The sequence below is a fragment of the Myroides sp. DW712 genome, assembly GCF_046557355.1.
GTDB lineage: Bacteria > Bacteroidota > Bacteroidia > Flavobacteriales > Flavobacteriaceae > Flavobacterium.
In genome coordinates this window covers 69,057-92,695 of record NZ_JBKFDO010000020.1, presented here as the reverse complement: position 1 = coordinate 92,695, position 23,639 = coordinate 69,057, and the positions used below count along the sequence as shown (strand labels likewise).

The window sequence follows — 23,639 nt, the reverse complement described above, 5'->3', positions numbered from 1 at the left end:
TTTTGATTTTAACTGGGTTCATTTTACTTCAAATTGAACAGGAAGAATAAACAGTAGTACATCAAGTTGTACTGCTGTTTTTTTTACGCCTATCCATGTGGGTTTTCTATGCTGTTGTTTTCCTTCATTGCTTCCAATTGCTCTCTTGATACAGTATAAGTCCTCCTCGTTCTGTGAATAATAGGAATACTAAACATTGAAAATCAAAAAAGGGAGCTTATTAGCTCCCCCTATACTTGTGTTTATTGTATAAACTTTTATTTCAATTGTACTGTAAATTCCAATATAGTTGGATTAGCGACAATATCAGACATTTTAAATGTCTTGACAAACGACTTTCCGTCCTTGGCTATCTCCGCATCATCATAGGAAACGGATTTAATAGGTTGTTCTACATTCACCTTAAGACGATAGGTAAACATTGCTGCCATTTGTCCTAGCTCTCCCAATCCTTTTTGCAAATCCTCTGGCTTCACATCGATAGTACGTTTCACTGTTTTTTTCTTCCATTCAAATTTAGATCTTTTCACAAATTCAGGAGCATCTAATTTCTTAGCATTTCCATCACCTAGTGCATTTAAAGCTTCCAAATTCTCCAGGGAGGTGTTTAAGTCAGCTGCATTTTTCGCCTTTACTTTCAAAGCGATATTTCCAATGGAATCATTCATCATTACGCGTAGACGAAGATTTTCTGTTTTTTTCAACAAATTGGGATTTGCCTTTAGGATACTGTCTTTCTTTTGTTCTGCATTTTTACTTTCCAATAAACTAAGGTCCATTATTTGCTCCACAGATAACTCCTCTCCATTCACTAAGTCTAAGGCTTTTTTCATTTCCTTTGACGTTGTATTTTCCATCGGCATGGCTTTCAACAATTCAGAGAAATCCATATCCAGGGTATAATCTATACTCCCTTCTTTTTTGACGGACACTTCTTCTGTGGTTACACACGACTGAAATAGAAAGCCTAAGGCAATCAGTAATCCAACTACTTTTTTCATATATTTTAGTTTTATTTACAAAAATAGACAAATCTTATCAACCGTTTTCGTTTCCGCACGCAATTCTCGCTCTTTCCTAATTTACATATTTCTCAATATAACACCAATTGAAAAATAAAAATTCACTTTTTGTTGTTTATATCAGAAAAATTTTACAAAATTTGCATCCAAATACGTTTAACACTTAAAAACCGAAGAAAAAATGTTTGTACTTTATTCTACATCGACATTGTTTACGCCAGCACAAGGTGCAGGGGTGTATCTTCGTGCAACTTCTTTTTAGTAAAACACTTACTTTATATATGAAAAGCCCGAAGATGTAAATTCGGGCTTTTTTTGTTTATTCCGGACCCTTTACAGCAAACCCGAATTGACATGTTGGTCAAACGCCAACAATTTTTTAACGCCATCTGCTCAACAGCAATCATGGCTAGTATTGTCAATTAAATTCACTATCATGGGAAGGAAACTTTCAGGGAAAGACCTTATTCAAATTGGTTTTCCCCAAAACAATTCAATTAATATTGCTTTAGGTACCATTAGTCGCTACAAGAAAAAAGAAAGTAAAGACGCGGTATTACGAGAAGCAAAACAAGTGTTACAAAATCCCGAGGCCTATTTAGGAGATGGCATTTGGGGAAAAGTAGCGGAAAGTATGGTTAAACAAGTGGAAGTCAAACGCCATGAATTAAGGCATACACGAGCGCCTTTTTCCATTTTTGGAGCAGACGCCATTGATGAACAAACGAAATATCAACTATATACTGCTTTAAAACTCCCCGTTGCAGCGGCAGGAGCTTTACTACCCGATGCGCATTACGGTTATGGATTACCTATTGGAGGAGTCTTAGCTACTCACAATGCGGTAATTCCCTATGGCGTTGGGGTGGATATTGGATGTCGGATGAGCTTATCCGTATTCAATTTACCTGCGAGCTTCCTCAAGGGAAAAGACCATCAGTTGTTGAATATACTTGCGGATCACACGAAGTTTGGGATGTACGAGACCCATCAAAACAAAGTGGATCACGAGGTGTTCTACCGGGATGAATTTAAGCATATTCCCTTTGTAAAAAGCTTGTTAGACAAAGCGTATAAACAATTAGGTACTTCAGGGAGTGGAAATCACTTCGTTGAAATTGGTGTGGTTCGCTTAACGGAGACCAAGCCCGAGTGGAAGTTAATTCCTGGAGTATATCTCGCTGTTCTATCCCACAGTGGTTCAAGAGGTTTAGGCGCCAATATTGCCAAGCACTACACCTACTTAGCAACGAAACAGTGCCCTTTACCAAGTCAGGCACAGCATTTGGCTTGGTTGGACCTCAACACCCACGACGGGCAAGAATATTGGTTAGCGATGAATTTAGCTGGAGACTATGCTAAGGCCTGTCACGATGATATTCACCGTCGCATTGCCAAAGCCTTAGGAAAACAGATTGCATTTACCATTGAGAATCATCACAACTTTGCGTGGAAAGAGGTTATCAACGGCGAAGAACTTATCGTGCATCGCAAAGGAGCCACCCCAGCTGCAGCAGGTCAATTAGGAATTATTCCAGGCTCCATGACCACGAATGGGTTTATTGTAGAAGGTCTAGGAAATGAGGCAAGTTTACATTCGGCCTCTCATGGAGCGGGACGTTTACATTCCAGAAATGTCTGTAAGAGTAAATTTACCAAAAGTGACATCAAAGCGGAATTAAAAACCGCGGGTGTTCAGCTTATTGGAGGAAGCGTAGATGAAGCACCAATGGCGTATAAAGATATTAACGCCGTGATGCAAGCACAGGAGGATTTAGTCAAAGTACTGGGTACATTTACCCCTAAGTTTGTACGCATGGATAAGTAAGAAGTACGTGTAGTATTTTATAACTAGAAGAAAAAAAAACTTAGCTTAAACAAAAAAGGGAGCGTCGCTCCCTTTTTTATTGTATTTCTGCACTTAACCCTGCATCTAAAAGCTGTAAGCATTGTGGTTTTAATTTTTTAAACTCCCCCGTCTTTACTGTACATTTCCCTTTATAATGCACTAAAATGGCACATTGTTCAGCCTGTTCCGCTGTGTGGTTACATACTTTAACTAAGGTATCAATCACGTGATCAAAGGTGTTGACATCATCATTATACAAGATAATCTCACTTTGACCATTTAGCAATTCTGATACATCAATTTTTTCTTCAACTATTTCCTTTGTACTCATAATATCAAAGTTTTAATATAATGACAGTTATTTTTTAAACTTCAAAGATACCCAATTATTTTTTTCTAATTGATTTTCAAAGGTTAAACCTTTTTCTTCGGCTGCTTTTTTAATACTGGGAACGTCTTCTGTATAGAATCCACTGAAGTAAATTTCTCCGTTGTCTGTCATGGTTCTGATATAATGTTCCATGTCATTCAACAAAATATTGCGGTTAATATTGGCTAATACTACATCGTATTTGGGTTGTTTCACCAAGATTGATGCATTGCCTTCAAATACCTCAATATTTGTACAGCCATTGCGTTCAGCATTTTCGATAGAATTCAAGTAGCACCAATTGTCAATATCAATCGCATCTACGTGTTTAGCACCACGCATAGCTGCTAAAATAGCGAGAATTGCCGTTCCACATCCCATATCCAAAACCACTTTACCTTGCATTTCATTGTTCAAGATTTGGCGTACCATCATATAGGTTGTTTCATGATGTCCAGTTCCAAAACTCATTTTTGGTTCAATCACAATATCGTATTTTGCCGCTGTTTTTTCATGAAAAGGCGCTCGAATATAACATATTCCATCAACGTCAATAGGATCAAAATTCTTTTCCCATTCCTCATTCCAATTCACTTGTTCAATTTCTTCTTTTCTATACGTAATGGTAAATTGATCGGATTGTAAAATGAAGATATCCTCTAAAATATCTTCCGTCCACAGGTCTTGTTGTACATAGGCACTTACTCCTAGGGGCGTTTCTTCAAAACTCTCAAATGCTTTCTCGCCTAATTCTGCGATAAGAATCTCTACACCAGGCACTAAAGGCTCTACTGTAAAATGATATCCAATATATGACATGCTGTTTTTTCTTTACTATCTTTAGTTAACTATTTAATAACATTGTCCTTACACTACAATAACAACGAACTAAATGTGATAACAAAACTAATCTTATTTTTGCAATCTCAACACACAAACACATGAAAAAAATCTATTTATTAATCTTGTCGTTACTATCGCTTAACGCAATGGCACAAAAGATTGAGACAGCTAATAACGATATTAAATTAGCTCAACTTCCTTATTACAACTTCGGAAAAGGAGTTGGTATTACCTCGGCGGACAGTATTTTTCAATTGAATTTGCGTTTCCGCATGCAGAACCGTTTGACCTTTATGGGAAATGAGGGCGAAAAAACAAAATATGAAGGAGAGATTAGGCGCTTGCGTTTACGTTTTGATGGGTATGTTGGAAATCCGAAGTTTCTATATGTGATTCAATTGTCTTTTGCGCCTAAAGATATGGGAAAAACGGTGGAAGGAGAATCCGTAAACATTATTCGAGATGCGGCTATGACCTACCGTCCAAATGAAAATTGGAGTTTCATTTTTGGACAAACTAAACTCCCTGGAAACAGACAGCGCATCAACTCTTCGGGAGCCTTACAGCTAACTGACCGTTCCATCAATAACTCCAAATTTAATATTGACCGTGATTTTGGTTTACAAGCTTACTATCATCAAGAGCGAAAAGATAAATTTGGCTATGTTATCAAAACGGCTGTTTCTACTGGACGTGGGCGAAACTTCCAAGGTTCAGAGAGCGATAGCTACGCACTAACGGGACGTGTCGAATTATTTCCGATGGGTAGTTTTAAAAATAATGGGGCTTATTTCGAGGGGGATATCGCCAGAGAAACTACACCTAAATTAATGCTAGCTGGTACTTTTTCACACAACAACAATGCTGAAAACGCACAAGGACAGACGGGGACGAAATTATATGAAACGAGAAATCTAAACTCATTCATGGCTGATGCCATTTTAAAATACGACGGATGGGCTGGTATGGTTTCCTTTATGAACCGAAATGTGGATGATGCTATTACCTATGCCGCCAATCCAGATGGAACTAAAAGTAGCAGCTATGTATATGCAGGCCATGGAATGGACTACCAATTGAGTTATCTATTCCCAAGTAACTACGAATTAATTGGACGTATTTCCAGCCAAAAAATGAAAACCCAATTGTATGAACAATTGAATTTACCTAATACCACTGAATTCACTTTAGGCGTAACCAAATACTTATGGGAACATGCCTTTAAGCTTCAGGCAGAAGTTACCTATGACAAATTAGATTTCTACCAAGGAACTTCTAAAAACAACTGGTATTTTAGAATGCAATTTGAAATTGGCATCTAATATACTCCTTTATTAACAGGTTTACATCTAAAAGGAGACTTAGTTGCATATAATTATACAATATAATTGTAATACTTGTTTTTTTTTTACTTATATTTATAAGAGTATAATCTTAACTAATTAGCTATGAACAGATTATTTTATTTCCTCAGTATTATAGTGGTTGGATTAGGTGTAAGTAGTTGCCAACAAAAAACAGCTACTTCTAACTCCACAGATGTAGAAACAAATACTACCATTGATCAATCGACAATAGCCTCAGACATAAAGGAATTCGAACAGATTAAACAAGAAGAAGTAGATAAACTAAATACTTCTATTACGCACAAAAAATTATCTAATGTAGAAGATATTATGCGCTACTATGCTCCAGAAGACAAAGGAGCTGAGGGTAAATACACTTATGATATCACAGTCTTGCAAATGGCGGATTCAGCCCTTACTTTAGTCACTTTAGTTGAAGATGGAATAAATGATGATTCCATACGCGCGAAAAAGGTGGTGATGACACTAAAAGAAAAAGAGGGGCAATACCAAGTGACTCAAATCAAACAGAGTTATCAATGTTGGGAAGGACGTGGCCATACCACTTGGAATTCGTCCTACTGCAAATAATATAAAAAAAAGTCGTGATTGAATCACGACTTTTTTTATTCTTTATTCTGCTTGAGGTTGTTGTTCATCATCCCTTTTCGCAATATTCATATTTGGAAACTTCTTTTGAATAGATTGTAAAGCGAATTCATTAATTTCATTCATGGCTTCAGGTGAAGGTAATTTTAATGTTTCTGCATTGTGTTTTAATACTTCTTCTAATAAGATTTGCGTTCTTAATAATTGAAAGTTTAAATCAATCAATTCTCCTGCTACGTCGATATCTCCTAATTTCATCTTACTGGTGTTAAATTAAAGTTTTATTTTATTTCAAATCAAATTTAACAAAGTATTTCTAATATTTACTACAAAAGCCGTTATTCTTGAAAATAAAATTGCAAGGGTTGACGCAGGTTGTAACGAGAAGCCATCACCTCTCCATAAGCCCCTGCCGACCGAATGGCGATTAAATCACCACGACTTAAAAGAGGCAGTTCAACCTGCTTGCCAAAACAGTCACTACTTTCACAAATAGGCCCCACAACTTCATAATTTTCCCGAGCGGTAGGCCTATTCGGTGTCAAACATTGGATGTGATGATACGCTTGATAGAGTACAGGTCGCATTAACTCCGTCATCCCCGCATCAAGGATTGCAAAATTCTTCTTCACTCCTCTTTTGACATATAAAACTCGGCTAATTAAGCTCCCACAGTTTGCCACCAACGATCGCCCCAGTTCAAAGTGAATATGTTGCCCTGGCTTGGGTTCTAAAAAGCGGTGAAATAGCCCAAAGAAATCCGAAAAATTTACGATTGATTCCCCATCAGGATCTTGATAATTAATTCCTACCCCTCCACCTACATTCAGTATGGGTACCTCTATTCCTCTTTCGATAAACCAGTTATTCCAAGCATTGACTTTTAAACACAATTGCTTAAAGACATTCCAATCTGTAATTTGAGAACCTATATGAAAGTGCAAACCTACTAGCGTTAAGGCACGTTCAGAGGAGTTAATCAGCGCTAAGCAATCCTCGAGCTCGTGCATCATAATGCCAAACTTATTTTCATCTAATCCTGTGGTAATATAATGATGGGTATTCGCATCGATGTTGGGATTGATACGCAAAGCAACAGAAGCTCGAATTTTCATTTCCTTAGCGAGAATGGCAATTACACGTAGTTCTTCCAATGATTCTACATTAAAGGCCAATATTCCCTGACGTAAGGCTAATCGAATTTCCTTTTCGGTTTTGCCAACGCCTGCAAATACAATAGATTTTGCTTGAAATCCCTGCGCAATTGCCAGTTCAATTTCCAAACCACTTACACAATCAGCCCCTAAGCCTAGCGTGCTAATTTCGTGAAGTATTCTAGGATTATTATTAGCTTTGACAGCATAGTGAATGTGATATCCAAAAGCATCTGCTGCTGTTTGTGCAGCAGATACTGTTGCTCGAAGCAAGGGTAAATCATAATAATATAGTGGCGTTTCTACCTGTTTTAATTGTTCTATTACTGTTGTTGAAATCATAGTTGTAGCATTAAAATAAACGATGATGTAAAGCGCGTAAGGCTTCAATTTTGTATTTAGCTGGTAGTAAAAGCGAAATATTGTGTTCACTCCCCCCATAAGAAATCATGCGAATAGGCATGTGTTTTACGGCTTCAGACACCACGGTTGCATATCCATTCTTATTGCGTTTAAAATCTCCTACAATACAAATAATTGTTTGATTATCATCCACTTCTACCGTTCCAAAATAAGTCAATTCTGTAATAATTTCACGCAAATACGCCCGATCATCGATAGTCAAAGAAACTGCTACCTCAGAAGTTGTAATCATATCAATAGGAGTTTTATAGCGTTCAAATACGTCAAAAACACGTCTTAAAAAGCCATAAGCCAACAGCATACGCGAGGAATGAATCCGAATTGCAGTGATGTTATCTTTAGCAGCTACGGCTACAATCTCATCGGGATGATCAAAAGCAGAAGAAATTAGCGTTCCTGGAGCCTGTCTATCCAAGGTATCGAGTAAGCGTACAGGAATATTGGCTTTTTGAGCAGGAAACACACTCTGAGGATGCAAAATTTTTGCTCCAAAATAGGCTAGTTCCGCTGCTTCTTCAAAGCTCAACTGTGCAATGGGTTTAGTGTTTGCTACCCAACGAGGATCATTGTTGTGGAAACCATCAATATCCGTCCAGATTTGAATTTCTTCTGCTGCTAAAGCCGCACCAATTAGAGAAGCCGTGTAATCCGATCCTCCCCGTCTGAGGTTGTCAATCTCACCAAAAGTATTCCTACAGATGTAGCCTTGCGTAATAAACAGCGTCTCCGCCTGAAATTGATTTAATTCATGCGTTAGTCGCTGTTGAATATAGGGTAAATCAGGTTCTTGATCTTCATTTAATCGCATAAAATCCAATGCTGGAAGTAAAATAGCCGATATTCCCTGCTCTGTCAAGTACTGATGAAAAAGTGTGGTAGATAATAATTCACCTTGGGCCAACACCAAACGTTCTTCAACTGAAGTAAATAAATCATTGCCCAAATCTTCCAACAACGCAAAGTGGCAATCAATTATCTCCTGTCCCTTATCCTTTCCTTCAGGCGTAACAAATAGTGCCTGAACAAATGTTTGATAGGACTGCAACAACTGCGCAATCAGCTGCCGTGCCTCAACGACATTTCCTTGAGCATATTGAGTTGCAATAGCATCTAATGCATTTGTTGTTCCCGCTACGGCGGATAAAACTACTAGCTGTCGATTGCTCTCTTGCGATTGAATGATGGGCACTAACTGCGCCAATCGCTCTGGACTTCCTACCGAAGTTCCTCCAAATTTTAATACTTTCATCTTTTACTTTTACAAAAAAAGGGTTTGTCGCGATGACAAACCCTTTACTATTTCTATTTCGTATAAAAAAATGAGGAGATTGCTCACGACCTTTGACGTAAGTTTATCTTCTTTCCCTTTTTTATAACAATTAAATTCATTTTTCTTTCTTTTATTAACTCGGTAAATATATCTACTTTTTCTTACCTCTTGTTTATTTTAATTTAATTTTAACTCTTTGTTGTTTTATTTTTAACAAACAAAAGAATGATCTACCTGATTTCAGGGATTGATTTTACTTTGGTTATGGTCCACTTTCTATGCTGAAAAGGAAAAATCAGATGGACCTAAAAAAGAATAATAGTTTATATTTGTACCTCATTTTTTAAAGTTCGGGAAAAACGGTTTTATCTCCATCATTTTCCTTACTTTGCAAGACTATACAAACAAACTATGCGTGCTTTACAGTCCTTAAACAAATATTTTTACAAGTATAAATATCACTTTCTTACGGGAGTAATCATTACAATCGTAGCACAAATCTTCACGCTATACACACCAAAGTTAGTCGGTGATTCGATTCGTATTTTAGAACAGCTCACTTCCTTTGACAAGGAAAAAGTAACTGAGCTTTTGTTATCTAACATTTTTTGGATTTTAGTAACCACTTTACTGGCTGGTTTTCTAACTTTTTTAATGCGTCAAACGTTGATTGTAATGTCTCGTCATATCGAATTTGATTTAAAAAATGATATTTTCAAGCATTACGAGGTACTTAGCCAAAGCTTTTACAAGCAAAATCGCACGGGAGATTTAATGAATCGCATCAGTGAAGATGTAGGAAAGGTAAGACAGTATGTAGGCCCCGCAGTGATGTATTCCATCAACACACTAATTCGATTTGCTGTGGTATTGACCCAGATGTATATTATTTCTCCTCAACTGACGTTTTACTCGTTATTGCCGTTACCCTTATTGGGATACTTCATCTTTAAACTGAGTCGTCAAATCAACGAACGAAGTTTAATTTTTCAACAAAATTTATCGGTACTCTCTACATTTACGCAAGAAATTTTTTCGGGCATGCGCGTAATCAAGGCGTATGCAATAGAGCCTAAAAAGGTAGCGGAGTTTGAAGAACTAACCCAAAGTAGCAAAGAAAAATCACTGCGATTAGCCAAAACAGGAGCGTTGATTGGTCCATTGATGATTTTATTGATTGGGTTGAGTAATTTACTTGTTATTACCCTTGGATCCATTTTGTATTTTAATGGTAAACTACCTGATATTGGGGTAATTGCTCAATTTATTCTCTACATCAATATGTTGACGTGGCCCGTAGCTTCTTTAGGTTGGATTTCCTCCATGATTCAAGAAGCAGAAGCTTCGCAAAAGCGAATCAATGAATTTTTGGATGTTCAGCCAGAAATTTATAACACCAATCCAAATCCGACAGCGATCAAGGGGAACATCCTTTTCGACAAGGTATCTTTTACGTATCCCGATACAGGCATTCAAGCCTTGCGCGAGGTTAGTTTTGAATTAAAACAAGGAGAAACACTGGCTATTTTAGGAAAAACAGGATCTGGAAAAAGTACGTTACTCTCGTTAATCAGTCGCTTGTATACTATTGACCAAGGGCGTATTTTATTTGATGAATTACCCATTGAGGATTGTAATCTAACAGATTTGCGAAAAAGTGTTGCCGTAGTTCCACAGGATTCTTTTTTATTTTCGGATACGATTAGCAATAATATTCGATTTGGAAAAGAAGATGCGACAATAGAAGAGATTATAGAAGCAGCTAAAAAAGCGGTAGTTCATCACAATATTGAGCAATTTGAGAAAGGATATGAAACGGTGTTAGGCGAGCGAGGCTTAACTTTATCTGGAGGGCAAAAACAACGGGTTTCCATTGCAAGAGCCTTAATCAAAGATGCGCCAATTCTACTATTAGACGACGCTTTATCTGCTGTAGATACAGAGACGGAAGAACGCATTTTAAAACACTTAGAACAGCACAGCAAACATATTACCACCTTGATTGTCACCCATCGTGTATCATCTGCTAAACACGCTGATCGCATTATTGTGCTTGATCAGGGGCGTATTATTCAGGCAGGAACACATGAAACGTTGATTCATCAACAAGGATATTATGCAGAGTTACATGAAAAACAATTGAAAGAAAAAGAAATAGGGTAAAAAGTTGGTTTATTAGGATTTTTTTTAGACTTTTGAAAGCTATATATACAAATCAATTAATTGATAGAAGGATTATGAGAGATAACGAAATGTTAGAAAAAGAAGAGATTTTCTCGAAAGTATTGAGAGCAGGTAGAAGAACTTATTTCTTTGATGTAAGAGCTACAAAAGCTGATGATTACTACATAACCGTAACTGAAAGTAAAAAATTCACAGAAGACGATGGATCATTTCACTTCAAAAAACACAAAATCTATTTATACAAAGAAGATTTTACTGCTTTTAAAGACATCTTAGATGAAATGACAGAATATGTAGTAAATCACAAAGGTGAAGAAGTTATTTCTGAAAGACACCAAAAAGATTTCAAGAAAGAATATCAAAAAGAAGATGAAGGAGAGGATTCCTTAAACAGTTTTACAGATGTAGAATTTGATGATATTTAATCTTTTACATAAAAAAAATCAAAAGTTCAACTCCTAAGGTTGAACTTTTTTTTATCTTTGTATCATCATAATAGGCAATGATGTCTGCCTTGAACCGCCCTGGAGCTGATGACGTCTAGTATACTATAGTTTTTATAATCTATACAAAGCCGTTATGAATACAGTTAAAAAAACAACAGATTTTATTTTTTATTTGTCAAACAAGTCTCTTCTTTGGGGCATATTAAGTTTAACTATTGGATGTTTGACAGGTAGCGCTTCTGCTCTTTTTCTATTCGTACTTGAAAAAGTATCTTACCTACGTCTCACCCATCCGATGCTACTTTTAGGACTACCGATAGGTGGATTTCTTATCGGTTTTCTGTATCATTACTACGGTGGTCGTGCCAACAATGGAAATAACTTACTCATTCAAGAATACCATCACCCTGTCGCGAAAGTCCCATTCAAAATGGCTCCTTTAGTACTAGTAGGTACTTGGGTTACTCATTTGTTTGGAGGATCGGCTGGAAGAGAGGGAACTGCAGTACAGATGGGTGGCGCAATAGCCGATCAGTTGACGCCCCTTTTCAAACTCAATACCACCGACCGACAAGCGATTCTCTTAATGGGAATTGGAGGCGGATTCGCTTCTGTTTTTGGAACTCCCTTAGCAGGAGCGCTATTTGCCCTAGAATTAATGGTAGTTGGGCGCAACAAATACACCTATATCCTTCCTGTATTACTTACAACGATTATCTCACACTATGTATGTTTGCTTTGGGGGATTACACATACAGTCTATGTGGTAGATTTTGTTCCCCCTCTCGAAGCTCTTACTTTACTTAAAGTAGGAATAGCGGGTATTTTATTCGGATTAACAGCTATTTTATTTGTTAAATCAACAGATACGATTACGCATTTTGCCTCTACTTCCATCTCCTATCCTCCCCTACGTCCATTTTTTGGAGGGCTACTCTTTCTTCTCCTGTTTTACTTAATTCGCGATTCAAGATTCTTGGGATTGGGAGTAGAAACAATTGTAGACTCATTTACAACTGCCCAAGATTCTAGTGTATTTCTACTCAAGATACTATTTACCGCGATTACCCTTGGTGCAGGGTTTAAAGGCGGGGAAGTAACGCCTCTGTTTTTTATTGGAGCTACCTTAGGAAGTTTTTTAGCCATATACCTTCAGTTACCTATTGGATTTGTAGCAAGTTTAGGCTTTGTAGCCGTATTTGCGGGAGCCACTAAAACTCCATTAGCTTGTGTGTTTATGTCTACTGAATTATTTGGCAGTGAAACACTTATGTATGCTGCTCTTTGTTGTCTTATTGCTTATTTCATTAGTGGCAAACACGGCATCTATAAATTTCAATTATACCTATAAAACAAAGCTTTCAGACACTTTTATACCAAAAAACAAGAGCAAATATTACATTTTACGCACGCATTATTAAAAATATATCAAAAATAATTATTCAATCCGTGTAAAATTATCATATTAGCATTTTTATCGCCTAATCCTGTCAAAATAATAATTACAAAAATCTTTTAAATTCAAAATCTTTACTACCTTTGCTTTCGATAGAAGTGATTTTATTTTCTGTTTATTTTGAAACTGAAAAGGTAGAAAACTCGCCCTATTCACCCTATTTTTAAACTATTAACATTACAAACTAGACAACAAAAGATTGCACTAAATTTTAGATTTATGTTTCACAAAAAGTTTTTTAATCGATTCACATTTGGACAATTGACCATTGCATTAGTTGTGATATACGTATTGTACGCTGTTACTACTTTTGTTCTTTACCAATCAACAGCTAGCATTGTTAATCTTGTGCTCTCCGGAATTCTAACCTACTTAACAATCTATGATTTAATTCAAAACAGACATACGATTCGAAGAAACTACCCGTTATTCGCTCGTTTTAGATATATGTTTGAATCTATTCGTCCAGAAATGCGTCAGTATTTTTGGGAAGGAGAATTAGATGGAAAACCTTTTAACCGTCGTGAGCGTTCAATTGTTTACCAAAGAGCAAAAAACGAGAAACAAACGGTTTCTTTTGGTATGCAAGATGATCCTAACCGAATTGGTTATGAATGGGCTGCACACTCTGTATATCCAAAACACGTTTCAGACACCAATTTCAGAACCTTAATTGGGGGAGATGAATGTAAGCAACCCTATAGTGCAAGTATTTACAATATTAGTGCGATGAGTTATGGAGCTTTGAGCAAAAAAGCGATTACAGCTTTAAATGAAGGAGCTAAAATTGGTGGTTTTGCCCATAATACAGGTGAAGGAGGAATTAGTCAATATCACCGTTCAGGGGGCGATTTAATTTGGCAAATTGGTACGGGATACTTTGGTTGTCGTGATGAGAAAGGTTTTTTCAGCGACCAACTATTTGAAGAGCGTTCAAACTACCCCGAGGTAAAAATGATTGAGTTAAAGCTTTCACAAGGAGCAAAACCTGGACATGGTGGATTATTACCTGCAGAAAAGAACACGGTTGAAATTGCGGCGATTAGAAGTATTACCCCCCATACAACGGTTCACTCTCCATCTGGACACACTGCTTTTAGCAATCCAGTGGAGTTAGTTCACTTCATAGCAAAACTTAGAAAATTATCAAACGGAAAACCTGTTGGATTTAAAATCTGTATTGGTCGTAGAGATGAATTTTTAGCGATTGTTGATGCGATGAAACAAACAGGCATTACGCCAGACTTCATTACGATTGATGGCGCAGAAGGTGGTACAGGAGCAGCTCCATTAGAGTTTATCGACTATATGGGGATGGCCTTGAACGATGCTTTAGTATTTGCCAATAAGACCTTGATTGAAAATGGTCTAAGAGGAAAAATCAGACTTTTAGCTTCAGGTCGTATTATTTCGGCTTTTGACATTGCAAAGACGATTGCTTTAGGAGCAGATGCTTGTTATAGTGCACGTGGTATGATGTTCGCATTAGGTTGTATCCAGGCGTTACAGTGTGACAGCGGTCATTGTCCAGTAGGTATTGCTACCCAAGACGAAACCCTTTACAAAGCGCTAGATGTAACTGACAAGAGAATGCGCGTGGCAAACTTCCATAAAAACACAATGAAAGCTTTAGGAGAATTCATTAGTGCTGTAGGATATGAAAAACCAAGTGAAATTGATCCTAGAACGTTCCACAAACGCGTAGATCACGGTGTAAACAAGAGCTTCCAAGAAATGTATTTCGGAGAATTAGATACACGTAAAAAAGCGTAAGTATATACATATATAGCACAAAGGCTGTCTCCAAGGACAGCCTTTTTTTGTGTACTATTGCGAGCAATTCGGCACGTATAATTAGAGATTATTTTATTTCGTACAATGAATACTGCTTTATCAGCTTCACCCCTACTGGTATTTTCTATCTCAACCATTCTTGTTTCGACAAGAAGTATATAGGGTTGCATCGTGCGCAGTTAATTTGTACTAAATAGAAAGAAGCAACCTCTCAGCTGCCTCCTCTTTCTCTAAAAATAAGCACTCATTCTTAGCGAATGAATGCTTACAAACAATTAAAAACAAAAAATCAATTATAGACCAAAACCATATTTTACTTTAATTCCGATCGTATAAGTCTTTAACTTATACGCCGAATTATCATACGCACTATTGTAGCGTAAAGGATCTTTTCTTTCCGCTTCATACCCCAATAATGATGTTGAACTAGCAGCATTATTCGATTTTTTAACGTCATTTAATCCCACATCAAAATACAAACCGAAATACAAATTTTGTCTGTCTGCTAGCTCATACTTATAGCCAACTTCACCAACCCAAGCAATTCGCGTATTCACATCGATATCTTTCTTTTCTTTTATATCTCCCATATTGCCAATTCCCATATATTCGAGTTTATCCCAAACTAATTCATATTGCGGAAAATAAGCTTCTGTTTGAAGGTTATTAAACGTAGTTTCTACTTCACTTGTCATGTTCAATCCAATCTGCACCCCTGTTCTGAAATAAATATTATTATCCATCGTATAAGATACGGTGATTGGAATATTCAAATCGTTTAGGGTAACTTTTTCTTTCAATGTACTTGTTTTATAACGCAACACGAAATTTGTTCCTTCATAATCCGTTACAGGCATACTTCCTTCAAATCGAGTATTTTCGGATTTCACCGTATTCATGGAGTAGACTCCACCAATTCCAACACTCCATTTTCGAGATAAATGGTAATCATAGTGCAATCCAGCTCCAACTGACATTCCTCCATCCGATTTAAGATTATAGGGCAAACTATTTTGTACGCCTAAATATCCGCCTTGTACACTCACACCTACTTCGTGTTTATTGTAATAATAGCGACTAAATTGAGCTTTTGCTGTTTGAGCGACTAAACAAAGCCCGAACAGGCTTACTGCATATATAACTTTTTTCATAAACTTCATTTTTAAAAATCAGGCGGTAGTGTACCACCGCCTGACACCTATTTAAAATTAATAAACCTACTTTTCCCTACTATTCTCTTACAATAAATTGAACCGATTGGTGCTTGCCTCCTGCTTTCAATACTAAGAAATAAGAACCTGTAGTGACTGTAGTTGGTAAATTCAACTCCGTTCTGTTGCCATTGAATGATCCTTTAGCAATTACTTGTCCTAATACGTTATAGATAATATAAGAGTTCTCGTAATCTGTTTTCGTATCTAATACAATGTTCAACGCCTCTGTTTTACGAACTGGGTTTGGATACACTTGTAATTCTTCTTCGAGTTCAAATCCTAAATCAATTGGACAAGTTGTAAACTTCGTACCATTTTTCAAGGTAAGCACCGCATGATAGGTTGCAGCAGGATCTAACTTCATTCCATATTCATTTCCTGCCGAATACGCTTGTTCTGTACCAATCAATTCGTTGTCTTTATACCATTCAAATTTCACAAAGGTATATCCACCATTTGTTTTTGGATCATTGTTTACCAATAACATGTTTTCATATTTCTGGTATACAATATTAGTTGTAGCTAGACGCTTGTCAATGATTACGGTGTATACTTTCGTTTTCGTACCATCTTCAGAAACCACTTCAATTTCTTGTTGATGTAATCCATACTCCGTCACGTCTACTACAATGTGATTACCTGGTTTTACTGTTGTTCCTATTGGCACAACCACCTCTAGATTTACGGTATTTGAATTTGTACCACAATCTAAGATCACATACGTTTCTTCTTGAATTTTACCATAAGAAACTCCATCTACAAATAACTCTGTAATCTCAGTACTATTGTTCTTAATAATTAACGTTCTCGATACTGGTATAGCAGGTAAATAATTTTCATTTCCATCTTGGTAAGCCGTAATTTTTGCTGTACCCACTTGTAATGGTGTTACTACTCCTGCTGGGGTCATCGTTAAGATAGGTTGATCGATAAAGGTTACTTCATATCGAATTGGCAGTCTAGAGCTTGCTCTAGCATTTAATTGGAATGAAGGTGTTTCATCTAAGATAACAATATCTAACTCATCAAACGTAATTACCTGTGGAGCTTTAACAATTCTCAACTCTCCTTCCAATTCTTTTATCTCAAAGTTCGGACCGTAATCTACAATCGCTTTTACCGTATAGTCACCTACTTCTGTCTGATTGTTATTCACATACGTTACTACTGCCGTTGGAGGTAAATCTCCTACTACAGCTAAACTTTTCACCGTACCATCATATGTAAATGTTTTAGATGGTAATGTTATATTTCCAACTTCATTGCGAACAATTTCAAACGTTGAAGGTGTAAACAAATCAATATAGTAATTTGATCTTGCAACAAGTGTCCCTTGGTTAATCGGATAGATTCCCACAGCTTCGCCTGCTACTCTTCCTAAACTTCCCGAGATTGCTTGTACTGCGCGATCATTAAACTGCATTCCTTGGATTGTATACGTGAAAACGGGATCTACACTTCCAAATACTTTACGTTGATTTTCATGTACCACAATCATTAATGGTGCTGGTTTAATTTCAAACGTATTGTTGGTATTCAACACAAAAGCATAGTTATTATGAAGCGAACGTAACGTACCTAATGAATAAGGATACACTCGTACATTCTCTCCTTCAGCTCTTGCTAATGCTCCGCTGATAACTGCTGTTGTATCTGTAAATTTAAATCCTGTTGCCGTATAATTCAATACGGGATCATCTTGGCCATATATTTTATGTTGGTCAACAAGTGGCTCAATTTGTAAAGGAGCAGGCGTAATTACTAAGTTACCTAATTCGTATTCTAAATTATAATTGGCTGTTGTAGCAATCGTTCCTTGCTGGTACGCATAAGTTCCTACATTTTCCCCTGGTTCACGAGTTAAGTTACCAGTGATTACAGCCGTTGTATCTCCATTTGTTAATCCTTGGACTTGATAGTTCAATATTGGATCAGCCTCACCATACACTTTCGTTTGATTTGCTAGTGTAATTTTCAAGCTTGCTGGTGTAATCGTAAACGTATTCTCTGTAAACGTAATTGTATAATTCGTTGAAGCTAACGTTCCTTGTAAAATTGCATAAGAACCAATATCCTCTCCTGCTTCTCTTTCTAAAACTCCTGTTAACGAACTATTGTTATCATTCAGTTTATACCCTTCTCCAACAAAAGTTAGAGCAGGATCTACTTGTCCATAAACTTTCGTTATTGGATTTGCTTTCACCCTTAAGGCAGCTGGTGTAATTTTAAATGTAGCAGGTGTATAATCGAAAGTATAATTTTCAGCACTTAACGTACCTAGTCCGATTTCATACTCCCCTACGTTCTCTCCTACTTCTCTAGCTAATCTACCACGTAAAACGCTAACTGTATCAGTCAATTTAAATCCAGTTACTGTAAAGGTCAAGGCTGGATCTACTTGTCCATATACTTTGGTTTGATTATTTGCTACAACTGTTAACACTGCTGGTGCTACATGCACTTTAATCTCTGCACGATCACTCTCACATCCATCAATAATACGTTGAGCTACCCAATAGGATGTTGTACCTACTGTACTTGTTGAAGGCGTTGGAGCAGTCAAACTTTCTTGCGTACTATCTCCTACAAACCATACTAATTCATCTCCTCCAGTAAGTATTGCTTCTAAAGCTGTTGCCGTATCTCCATACGTATAATGTACCTCAGTTACTGGAATTGTTGGTGCATACAAAATTTCTTCCACAGAAACTGTTACTGCTGTACGAATATCACTTTCACAATTATTCAATTTTTGTGAAGCATAATACACCGTATTGTCTTGTAACGCTGTTGTAGCTGCCAATGCTGTACCTCCTACTGCAGTAGTATACCATTTAACATCCGTTCCGTCTGCTGCTAAATCAGCCACCGTTGGATTAGTAACCAAACAGAATTTCTGTTGTGCCAATGCCGTTGGTGCTGGTGTACGAGACAAGTGAACTGTTACTGCTACTCGGTCAGATTCACATGCTATTTGTGAAAAATAACTCGATACATAATACGTTGTTCCGTTTGTCAATACTGTTGTATCAGGTAAAGCTTCAGTTGCTGTTTCTGAGGCATACCATTTGCTCTCAAATCGGTCTGCATGTTCAACTACTAAATCAGCTAATGTAGTATCCTCACATAGCGATTGATCCGCATCGGCAATTGGAAGCACAGGTTGCACGATTTCAATTTCTACCGCTTCACGTGGTGCGCTACAGGTTTCATTCGACAATTCTACATAATACGTTCCAGTTTGTGTAAGCGTTGTCAATACCGTTGTACTTGTTTCAGAGGCATACCATTTTGCAGTTACTCCGGCTGTGATCGTCATTGGGATATCCGCCACATTCACTGTTTGACAGAACGTCGATTGCTCTAATTCAAAGCTACCTACAGTAGCAATTGATACCGTTACTTCTCTCGTTATTTCACAAAGAGATTCTTCATTCTTAACCGTTAACGTATAATTTTTTGGCTCGGTTAACTTCACATAAACTTTCGTACGAGCATCACCTGTATAAGGAGACGTTCCTTCTGGATTAGTATATAACCCAGCTACTGGAGCCCATTTACCTTGAGAAAAAGTAGTGAAACCAAATTTAATATTCGGTCTGTTTTTTGAAGTCCCACTTGAACTAAAAGAGGTTAGAGCATCCATACCCGCTATTCCTTGACCAACACTATCTTTTGCACCATAGGCTACACTATCAAATGTAGTAGTCGTATAACGATTTGATGTTCCCGTACCATTCCCACTATTTCCAGCGTTATGAACAGTCTCTACAATTAAGTTACTAACACCATCCCATATATAAGGTGTGGTCAACGTAAATGAAACAAAACCAGTTACAGAAGGCGTAAAAGATTGGTTATACACTGTTGTCAATGTCGATGAATCTACAAAAGTAGACGTCATAGCTGTTCGAGTTGTAGTTCCAATTCGAATAGTAAAATCTTTACATTCTTTAGCTGCAGCATCTCCTAGTTCAAAAGCAAGTGTTCTAATCTCACTACCTGCTACTAAACCTTTTGTTAATAGCTCCTCTTTTGTATATAAAATCTGGTGCTTCACACCCCCATACCATCCACTAAATGTATTTGGATAATTTGAAGTAGTGCTTTGCGTTCCTGTCCCAAAAACAGCTTCCGTAACTGCTCCCATTCCTGCGGTTAATTCTCCTACTGAACCAGGACATAGTTCCAGTGATTCAGTTGCTCCGATAGCCTCGGGTGTAGGTTTTACAACCACCTCTACCATTACTCTTGTTTGACACGCTCCATTAGATTGGCTAGCCACTAACGTATACGTTGTTGTTTCTGCTGGAGACAGAGTCCACCCTGTTGTGGCATTTCCTGTTACTCCTGTAGCTGGAATCCATTCATACGTATCATAATCTGTAGCTCCCGCCGTAATTCTAACCACATTGCTTTGTGCTTCTCTACATATTTCAACTGCTGCTGTTGATAGCGTAAAGTTAGGTGCTGGGTTTACCGTGGCCACTACTTCTTTACGTTCAGATAAACAGGCTATTTCATATTGTAAATTATAGAAATAATAGTAATAAGATGTTGTAATTCCCCCCCATTCAGAAGACGTAACTTTAATCTTATCATTTGAACCTCCATAAGGGAATGCAAGATTAGAGTTATCTCTAAGTATACTTCCAGTATAGGCTTTAAGTAATATTTTATACCCATTGCCTGCAACTAAAGGTACATTCAACGGAATAACATTAGGGGTAGTTGCCCCTCCATTCACCAGAGGAATACTTGCTGATGTAAAAATCTCAACACCCGCTGGATTCAATATTTTTACTGTCACTGCAGAGTTATTGGCGCCAGAATAGACATCCGTTGATTTTAACACCAAATCTTCTGTTACATTAAATACTATTCCCCAATTCGTCGTTGAACTATTGCTTGCCGAAGTCTCTGGACGGAGTTTACCTCCAGAACCTGTAGTCATATTCGTTCCTACTCCACTAACCCAGTATGAAGTTGTCGCTGTCAATTCTGGGGTTGTAAAGCTACTTCCCGTTCCTAATACCGTTGAACTTGTCGCTGTTTCATACCATCTAAAAGTACCTTCGTTTGAAGTTGCCTGTAAGGTGGCTTCACCAAATCCACAAACAGTAGCTCCTGTTGTAGAAGTGATTACTGGAGGTAGACATAAGGTTTTAAAAGCTTGTCCTGGTGTCCAAATACTTACATCCGTTCCGATACATTTAGATCGAATGTATATTTTATAGTCTGTTAATGGAGTTAATCCATTTACTGTAGCTGTTAGCACACCCGCTGCCACTGATCCCGTAGCCACACGTCCTGTAGCTTCTCCAGGATTCCCAGAAGTGCGAATTTCGTACTCATATCCACTTGCAGGTGCTTGTTCGGGTACGATCCAAGAAAAAGTAACGGTATCATACGTCAGTGTAGCCTCATCTACAGTAATTGCTCCTGGAACAAAACACGTTGGCGTTTTATCTATTTCAATATCACCTACGTAAAGAATATTTTTATTTCTATCAGAAAAAGCCTGAAAACCAAAATAATAAACTCCTGTTGTCGTCGGTGTAAAATCGATTATCTCTTCTACTGTTGCGGTTGAAGTTCCGGTAGTTACCTCAAATAGTTGCGTAGTCATCGCTGTATTTACGGCTGAAGTACCATAACTTACTCTCAGTTTTTCACTATAATTACCATGTGAATATTTAAATTTTAAACGATAGCTTTGCCCTGCTGTTAAATTCAACGCATGCGTATAAAACCAATCATTTGCGGCATTAGAAGCATGATAAGGATAGCCCATCACTTTTGTTCCAACAAAAGAAGATCCAGACGGTTTGGCATAGCTTTGCCATGTTTTACCATCTTCATTCACATCTTCTACCCCCACACAGAAAGGTATAGTCGGCGTAGTCACATCATCCATACTGAGTACATAGGGAACATTCTCTATATTACATAGTGTTCTAAAATCAAGTACTTCTGCCCATTCGCTCTGATCTGTTGTAGAACACACGGCTTTTACATAGAATTTATAGGCTGTATTGGCTGTTAATCCATTTACAGTTGCTGTTACCACTCCCGCGGCTGTTGTTCCTGCTTCTACCAAACCAGTAGCTTCTCCCGGATTTCCAGCTGTACGCACTTCATACGCATAGCCATTCGCTGGCATACTCGTGGAAGCAGTCCATCCAAAAGTAGCTGAAACCTGCGTTGCACTGGTGAGATTTACATTCGTAGGTTTTAAACAAGTAGGTGAAAGCTCTACCTTAATATCTCCTACATATAGATAGTAATAATTGACAGGAGAATAAGCTTGAAAACCGATATAGTACACACCCGTCGTTGGTGCTACAAAATCAATTTCTTCACTGCCTGTAGTTTCTGATGCATCTGTTTCAACTGTAAAGAGCTCCTCTGTCATAGCCGTGCTTACATTTTGTAAACCATAGCTTACTCTCAATTTTTCACGATAACCATAATCTCTATATTTAAATTTCAAACGGTAACTCTGTCCCGCTACCATATTTAAGCCTGGAGTAAAAAACCAATCATTGGCTACATTAGAAATATGATAAGTATATCTCATCACTCGTGCATCTACGAATCCAGAAGAAGAAGGTTTAGCGACTGGTTCCCATTTTTTATTATCTGCATTAACATCTTCCACTACCACACAAGCTGGCAAAGTAGATGTTGAATTAACGTCCAGTACGTACGGAATATTAACAGACTCACAAGGAGTTCTAAAACTAATCATAGCCCATGGCGTAGTTAAATCATCTTCACAATCTGTTTTAATATAAAAATAGTAAAGCGTATCGGGTGATAGTGCTGTCAAATCTATTTGCTCTTCCACATTGGACGCTGTACCATCTTGTTCGCGTCCTGCTGCTGTTCCCACATTGGTATTAGTACGTACTTCATAAGTATGAGACAACGTACCTATAGCATTACTCACCCAATTGATGGTTGCTGTTGTTGCGGTCACTCCTGTTACGAACAAATCTTCTGGTTTACTACAGGGACTTAAAGTTCCTACTAACTGCAACTGAGCCACGGTACTTGTCCTAGCTTTATTTGAATTGGCTGACAGATCAGTAGTATTTATTAAAGCTCCATCTTGATAGGCATACAACCCTCTATTTGTCGCCGAATAACTTCTAAACGCTGGATAAGAATAAGTATATCCTGGTTTTTTATCTACAACTGTAACAACAAAGTTATCTGTTCCGTTATAGGCAAATGGTGTAGTCAATTCAATTTCCATCCATTGTCCATTCACAGGCGTAATAGTCCCACTAAATACTAAAGTTGCCGTATCTAGATCAACCCAGTCAGATGACCCAGTAAAACTTGTCTTTGTGGTATGTCCAATATATACATCCCATAAATCCCAGCTATTACTATAGTTGGAATTAGAGGTAACATACCATTTTATTTTAGTAATATCCCCTGCAATTCCTTGTCCATCTGTATATTCAGATTTAAGAACAATCTGTTGACTGATGCTATAATTATAACTGGTTTGAATCGGTATATAATTATTAGTTGACGTACCAGAACCAATCTGGATCTGGGAGAGCATCGATAACGAAAAGCTGAGTAAGAACAGCCACGTCAGAAGTAATTTCTGCTTCATAAAATAATAGAGTAAATAATGATTAA

General features: G+C 37.5%; 15 protein-coding genes and 1 riboswitch. Of the genes, 7 read left to right on the top strand and 8 right to left on the bottom strand.

Annotation, left to right across the window (positions count from 1 at the left end):
* Positions 1-257: 257 nt before the first annotated feature.
* Positions 258-1,001 (bottom strand): hypothetical protein, encoded by a 744-nt coding sequence (locus ACLJX0_RS13825; protein WP_410881190.1) that lies wholly within the window; start codon positions 999-1,001, stop codon positions 258-260.
* 457 nt (positions 1,002-1,458) lie between these two features.
* On the opposite strand from ACLJX0_RS13825, the gene ACLJX0_RS13820 reads away from it, so the two are divergent.
* Entirely contained in the window at positions 1,459-2,850 is a 1,392-nt protein-coding gene (locus tag ACLJX0_RS13820) for an RtcB family protein (RefSeq protein WP_410881188.1), read from the top strand.
* A gap of 76 nt (positions 2,851-2,926) precedes the next feature.
* Here ACLJX0_RS13820 and ACLJX0_RS13815 read toward each other — a convergent pair whose 3' ends face one another.
* Both ACLJX0_RS13815 and prmA read right to left on the bottom strand, forming a co-directional pair.
* Positions 2,927-3,202, bottom strand: a complete 276-nt coding sequence (locus ACLJX0_RS13815) for an ATP-dependent Clp protease adaptor ClpS (RefSeq protein WP_410881186.1) — start codon at positions 3,200-3,202, stop codon at positions 2,927-2,929.
* Positions 3,203-3,229: 27 nt separating this feature from the next.
* Positions 3,230-4,060, bottom strand: coding sequence for a 50S ribosomal protein L11 methyltransferase (gene prmA / locus ACLJX0_RS13810; protein ID WP_410881184.1), 831 nt, complete (start codon positions 4,058-4,060; stop codon positions 3,230-3,232).
* Positions 4,061-4,182: 122 nt separating this feature from the next.
* Between prmA and ACLJX0_RS13805 the strand changes: the two genes are divergently transcribed.
* Together ACLJX0_RS13805 and ACLJX0_RS13800 are read left to right on the top strand one after the other, a co-directional pair.
* A complete protein-coding gene (locus tag ACLJX0_RS13805) occupies positions 4,183-5,406 on the top strand; it encodes a porin (protein WP_410881182.1) in 1,224 nt (407 codons plus the stop codon).
* 126 nt (positions 5,407-5,532) lie between these two features.
* The gene (locus tag ACLJX0_RS13800) at positions 5,533-6,021 is read left to right on the top strand and encodes a hypothetical protein (RefSeq protein ID WP_410881180.1); all 489 of its coding nucleotides are present in this window, start codon (positions 5,533-5,535) and stop codon (positions 6,019-6,021) included.
* A gap of 42 nt (positions 6,022-6,063) precedes the next feature.
* On the opposite strand, the gene ACLJX0_RS13795 is transcribed toward ACLJX0_RS13800, so the two are convergent.
* The 3 genes from ACLJX0_RS13795 to ACLJX0_RS13785 all read right to left on the bottom strand — a co-directional run bounded on the left by ACLJX0_RS13795 (position 6,064) and on the right by ACLJX0_RS13785 (position 8,865).
* On the bottom strand, positions 6,064-6,297 hold the full coding sequence (locus ACLJX0_RS13795; protein ID WP_002987186.1) for a hypothetical protein: 234 nt from the start codon (positions 6,295-6,297) through the stop codon (positions 6,064-6,066).
* An 80-nt stretch (positions 6,298-6,377) separates the two neighbouring features.
* A complete protein-coding gene (gene lysA / locus ACLJX0_RS13790) occupies positions 6,378-7,535 on the bottom strand; it encodes a diaminopimelate decarboxylase (RefSeq protein ID WP_410881178.1) in 1,158 nt (385 codons plus the stop codon).
* A 10-nt stretch (positions 7,536-7,545) separates the two neighbouring features.
* Entirely contained in the window at positions 7,546-8,865 is a 1,320-nt protein-coding gene (locus ACLJX0_RS13785) for an aspartate kinase (RefSeq protein ID WP_410881176.1), read from the bottom strand.
* Positions 8,866-9,297: 432 nt separating this feature from the next.
* Between ACLJX0_RS13785 and ACLJX0_RS13780 the strand changes: the two genes are divergently transcribed.
* The 4 genes from ACLJX0_RS13780 to ACLJX0_RS13765 all read left to right on the top strand — a co-directional run bounded on the left by ACLJX0_RS13780 (position 9,298) and on the right by ACLJX0_RS13765 (position 14,745).
* Positions 9,298-11,049, top strand: coding sequence for an ABC transporter ATP-binding protein (locus ACLJX0_RS13780; RefSeq protein WP_410881174.1), 1,752 nt, complete (start codon positions 9,298-9,300; stop codon positions 11,047-11,049).
* 74 nt (positions 11,050-11,123) lie between these two features.
* On the top strand, positions 11,124-11,495 hold the full coding sequence (locus tag ACLJX0_RS13775; RefSeq protein WP_410881172.1) for a PUR family DNA/RNA-binding protein: 372 nt from the start codon (positions 11,124-11,126) through the stop codon (positions 11,493-11,495).
* A 64-nt stretch (positions 11,496-11,559) separates the two neighbouring features.
* Positions 11,560-11,620, top strand: a riboswitch (Fluoride riboswitch).
* Positions 11,621-11,649: 29 nt separating this feature from the next.
* Positions 11,650-12,867 carry a chloride channel protein gene (locus ACLJX0_RS13770; RefSeq protein ID WP_410881170.1) on the top strand — a complete coding sequence of 406 codons (1,218 nt, stop codon included), beginning with the start codon at positions 11,650-11,652 and terminating at the stop codon, positions 12,865-12,867.
* Between the two features lie 324 nt (positions 12,868-13,191).
* Entirely contained in the window at positions 13,192-14,745 is a 1,554-nt protein-coding gene (locus ACLJX0_RS13765; protein ID WP_410881168.1) for an FMN-binding glutamate synthase family protein, read from the top strand.
* Between the two features lie 314 nt (positions 14,746-15,059).
* On the opposite strand, the gene ACLJX0_RS13760 is transcribed toward ACLJX0_RS13765, so the two are convergent.
* Both ACLJX0_RS13760 and ACLJX0_RS13755 read right to left on the bottom strand, forming a co-directional pair.
* A complete protein-coding gene (locus ACLJX0_RS13760) occupies positions 15,060-15,917 on the bottom strand; it encodes an outer membrane beta-barrel protein (protein ID WP_410881166.1) in 858 nt (285 codons plus the stop codon).
* Between the two features lie 79 nt (positions 15,918-15,996).
* Positions 15,997-23,613, bottom strand: a complete 7,617-nt coding sequence (locus tag ACLJX0_RS13755; RefSeq protein WP_410881164.1) for an MBG domain-containing protein — start codon at positions 23,611-23,613, stop codon at positions 15,997-15,999.
* Positions 23,614-23,639 lie beyond the last annotated feature (26 nt).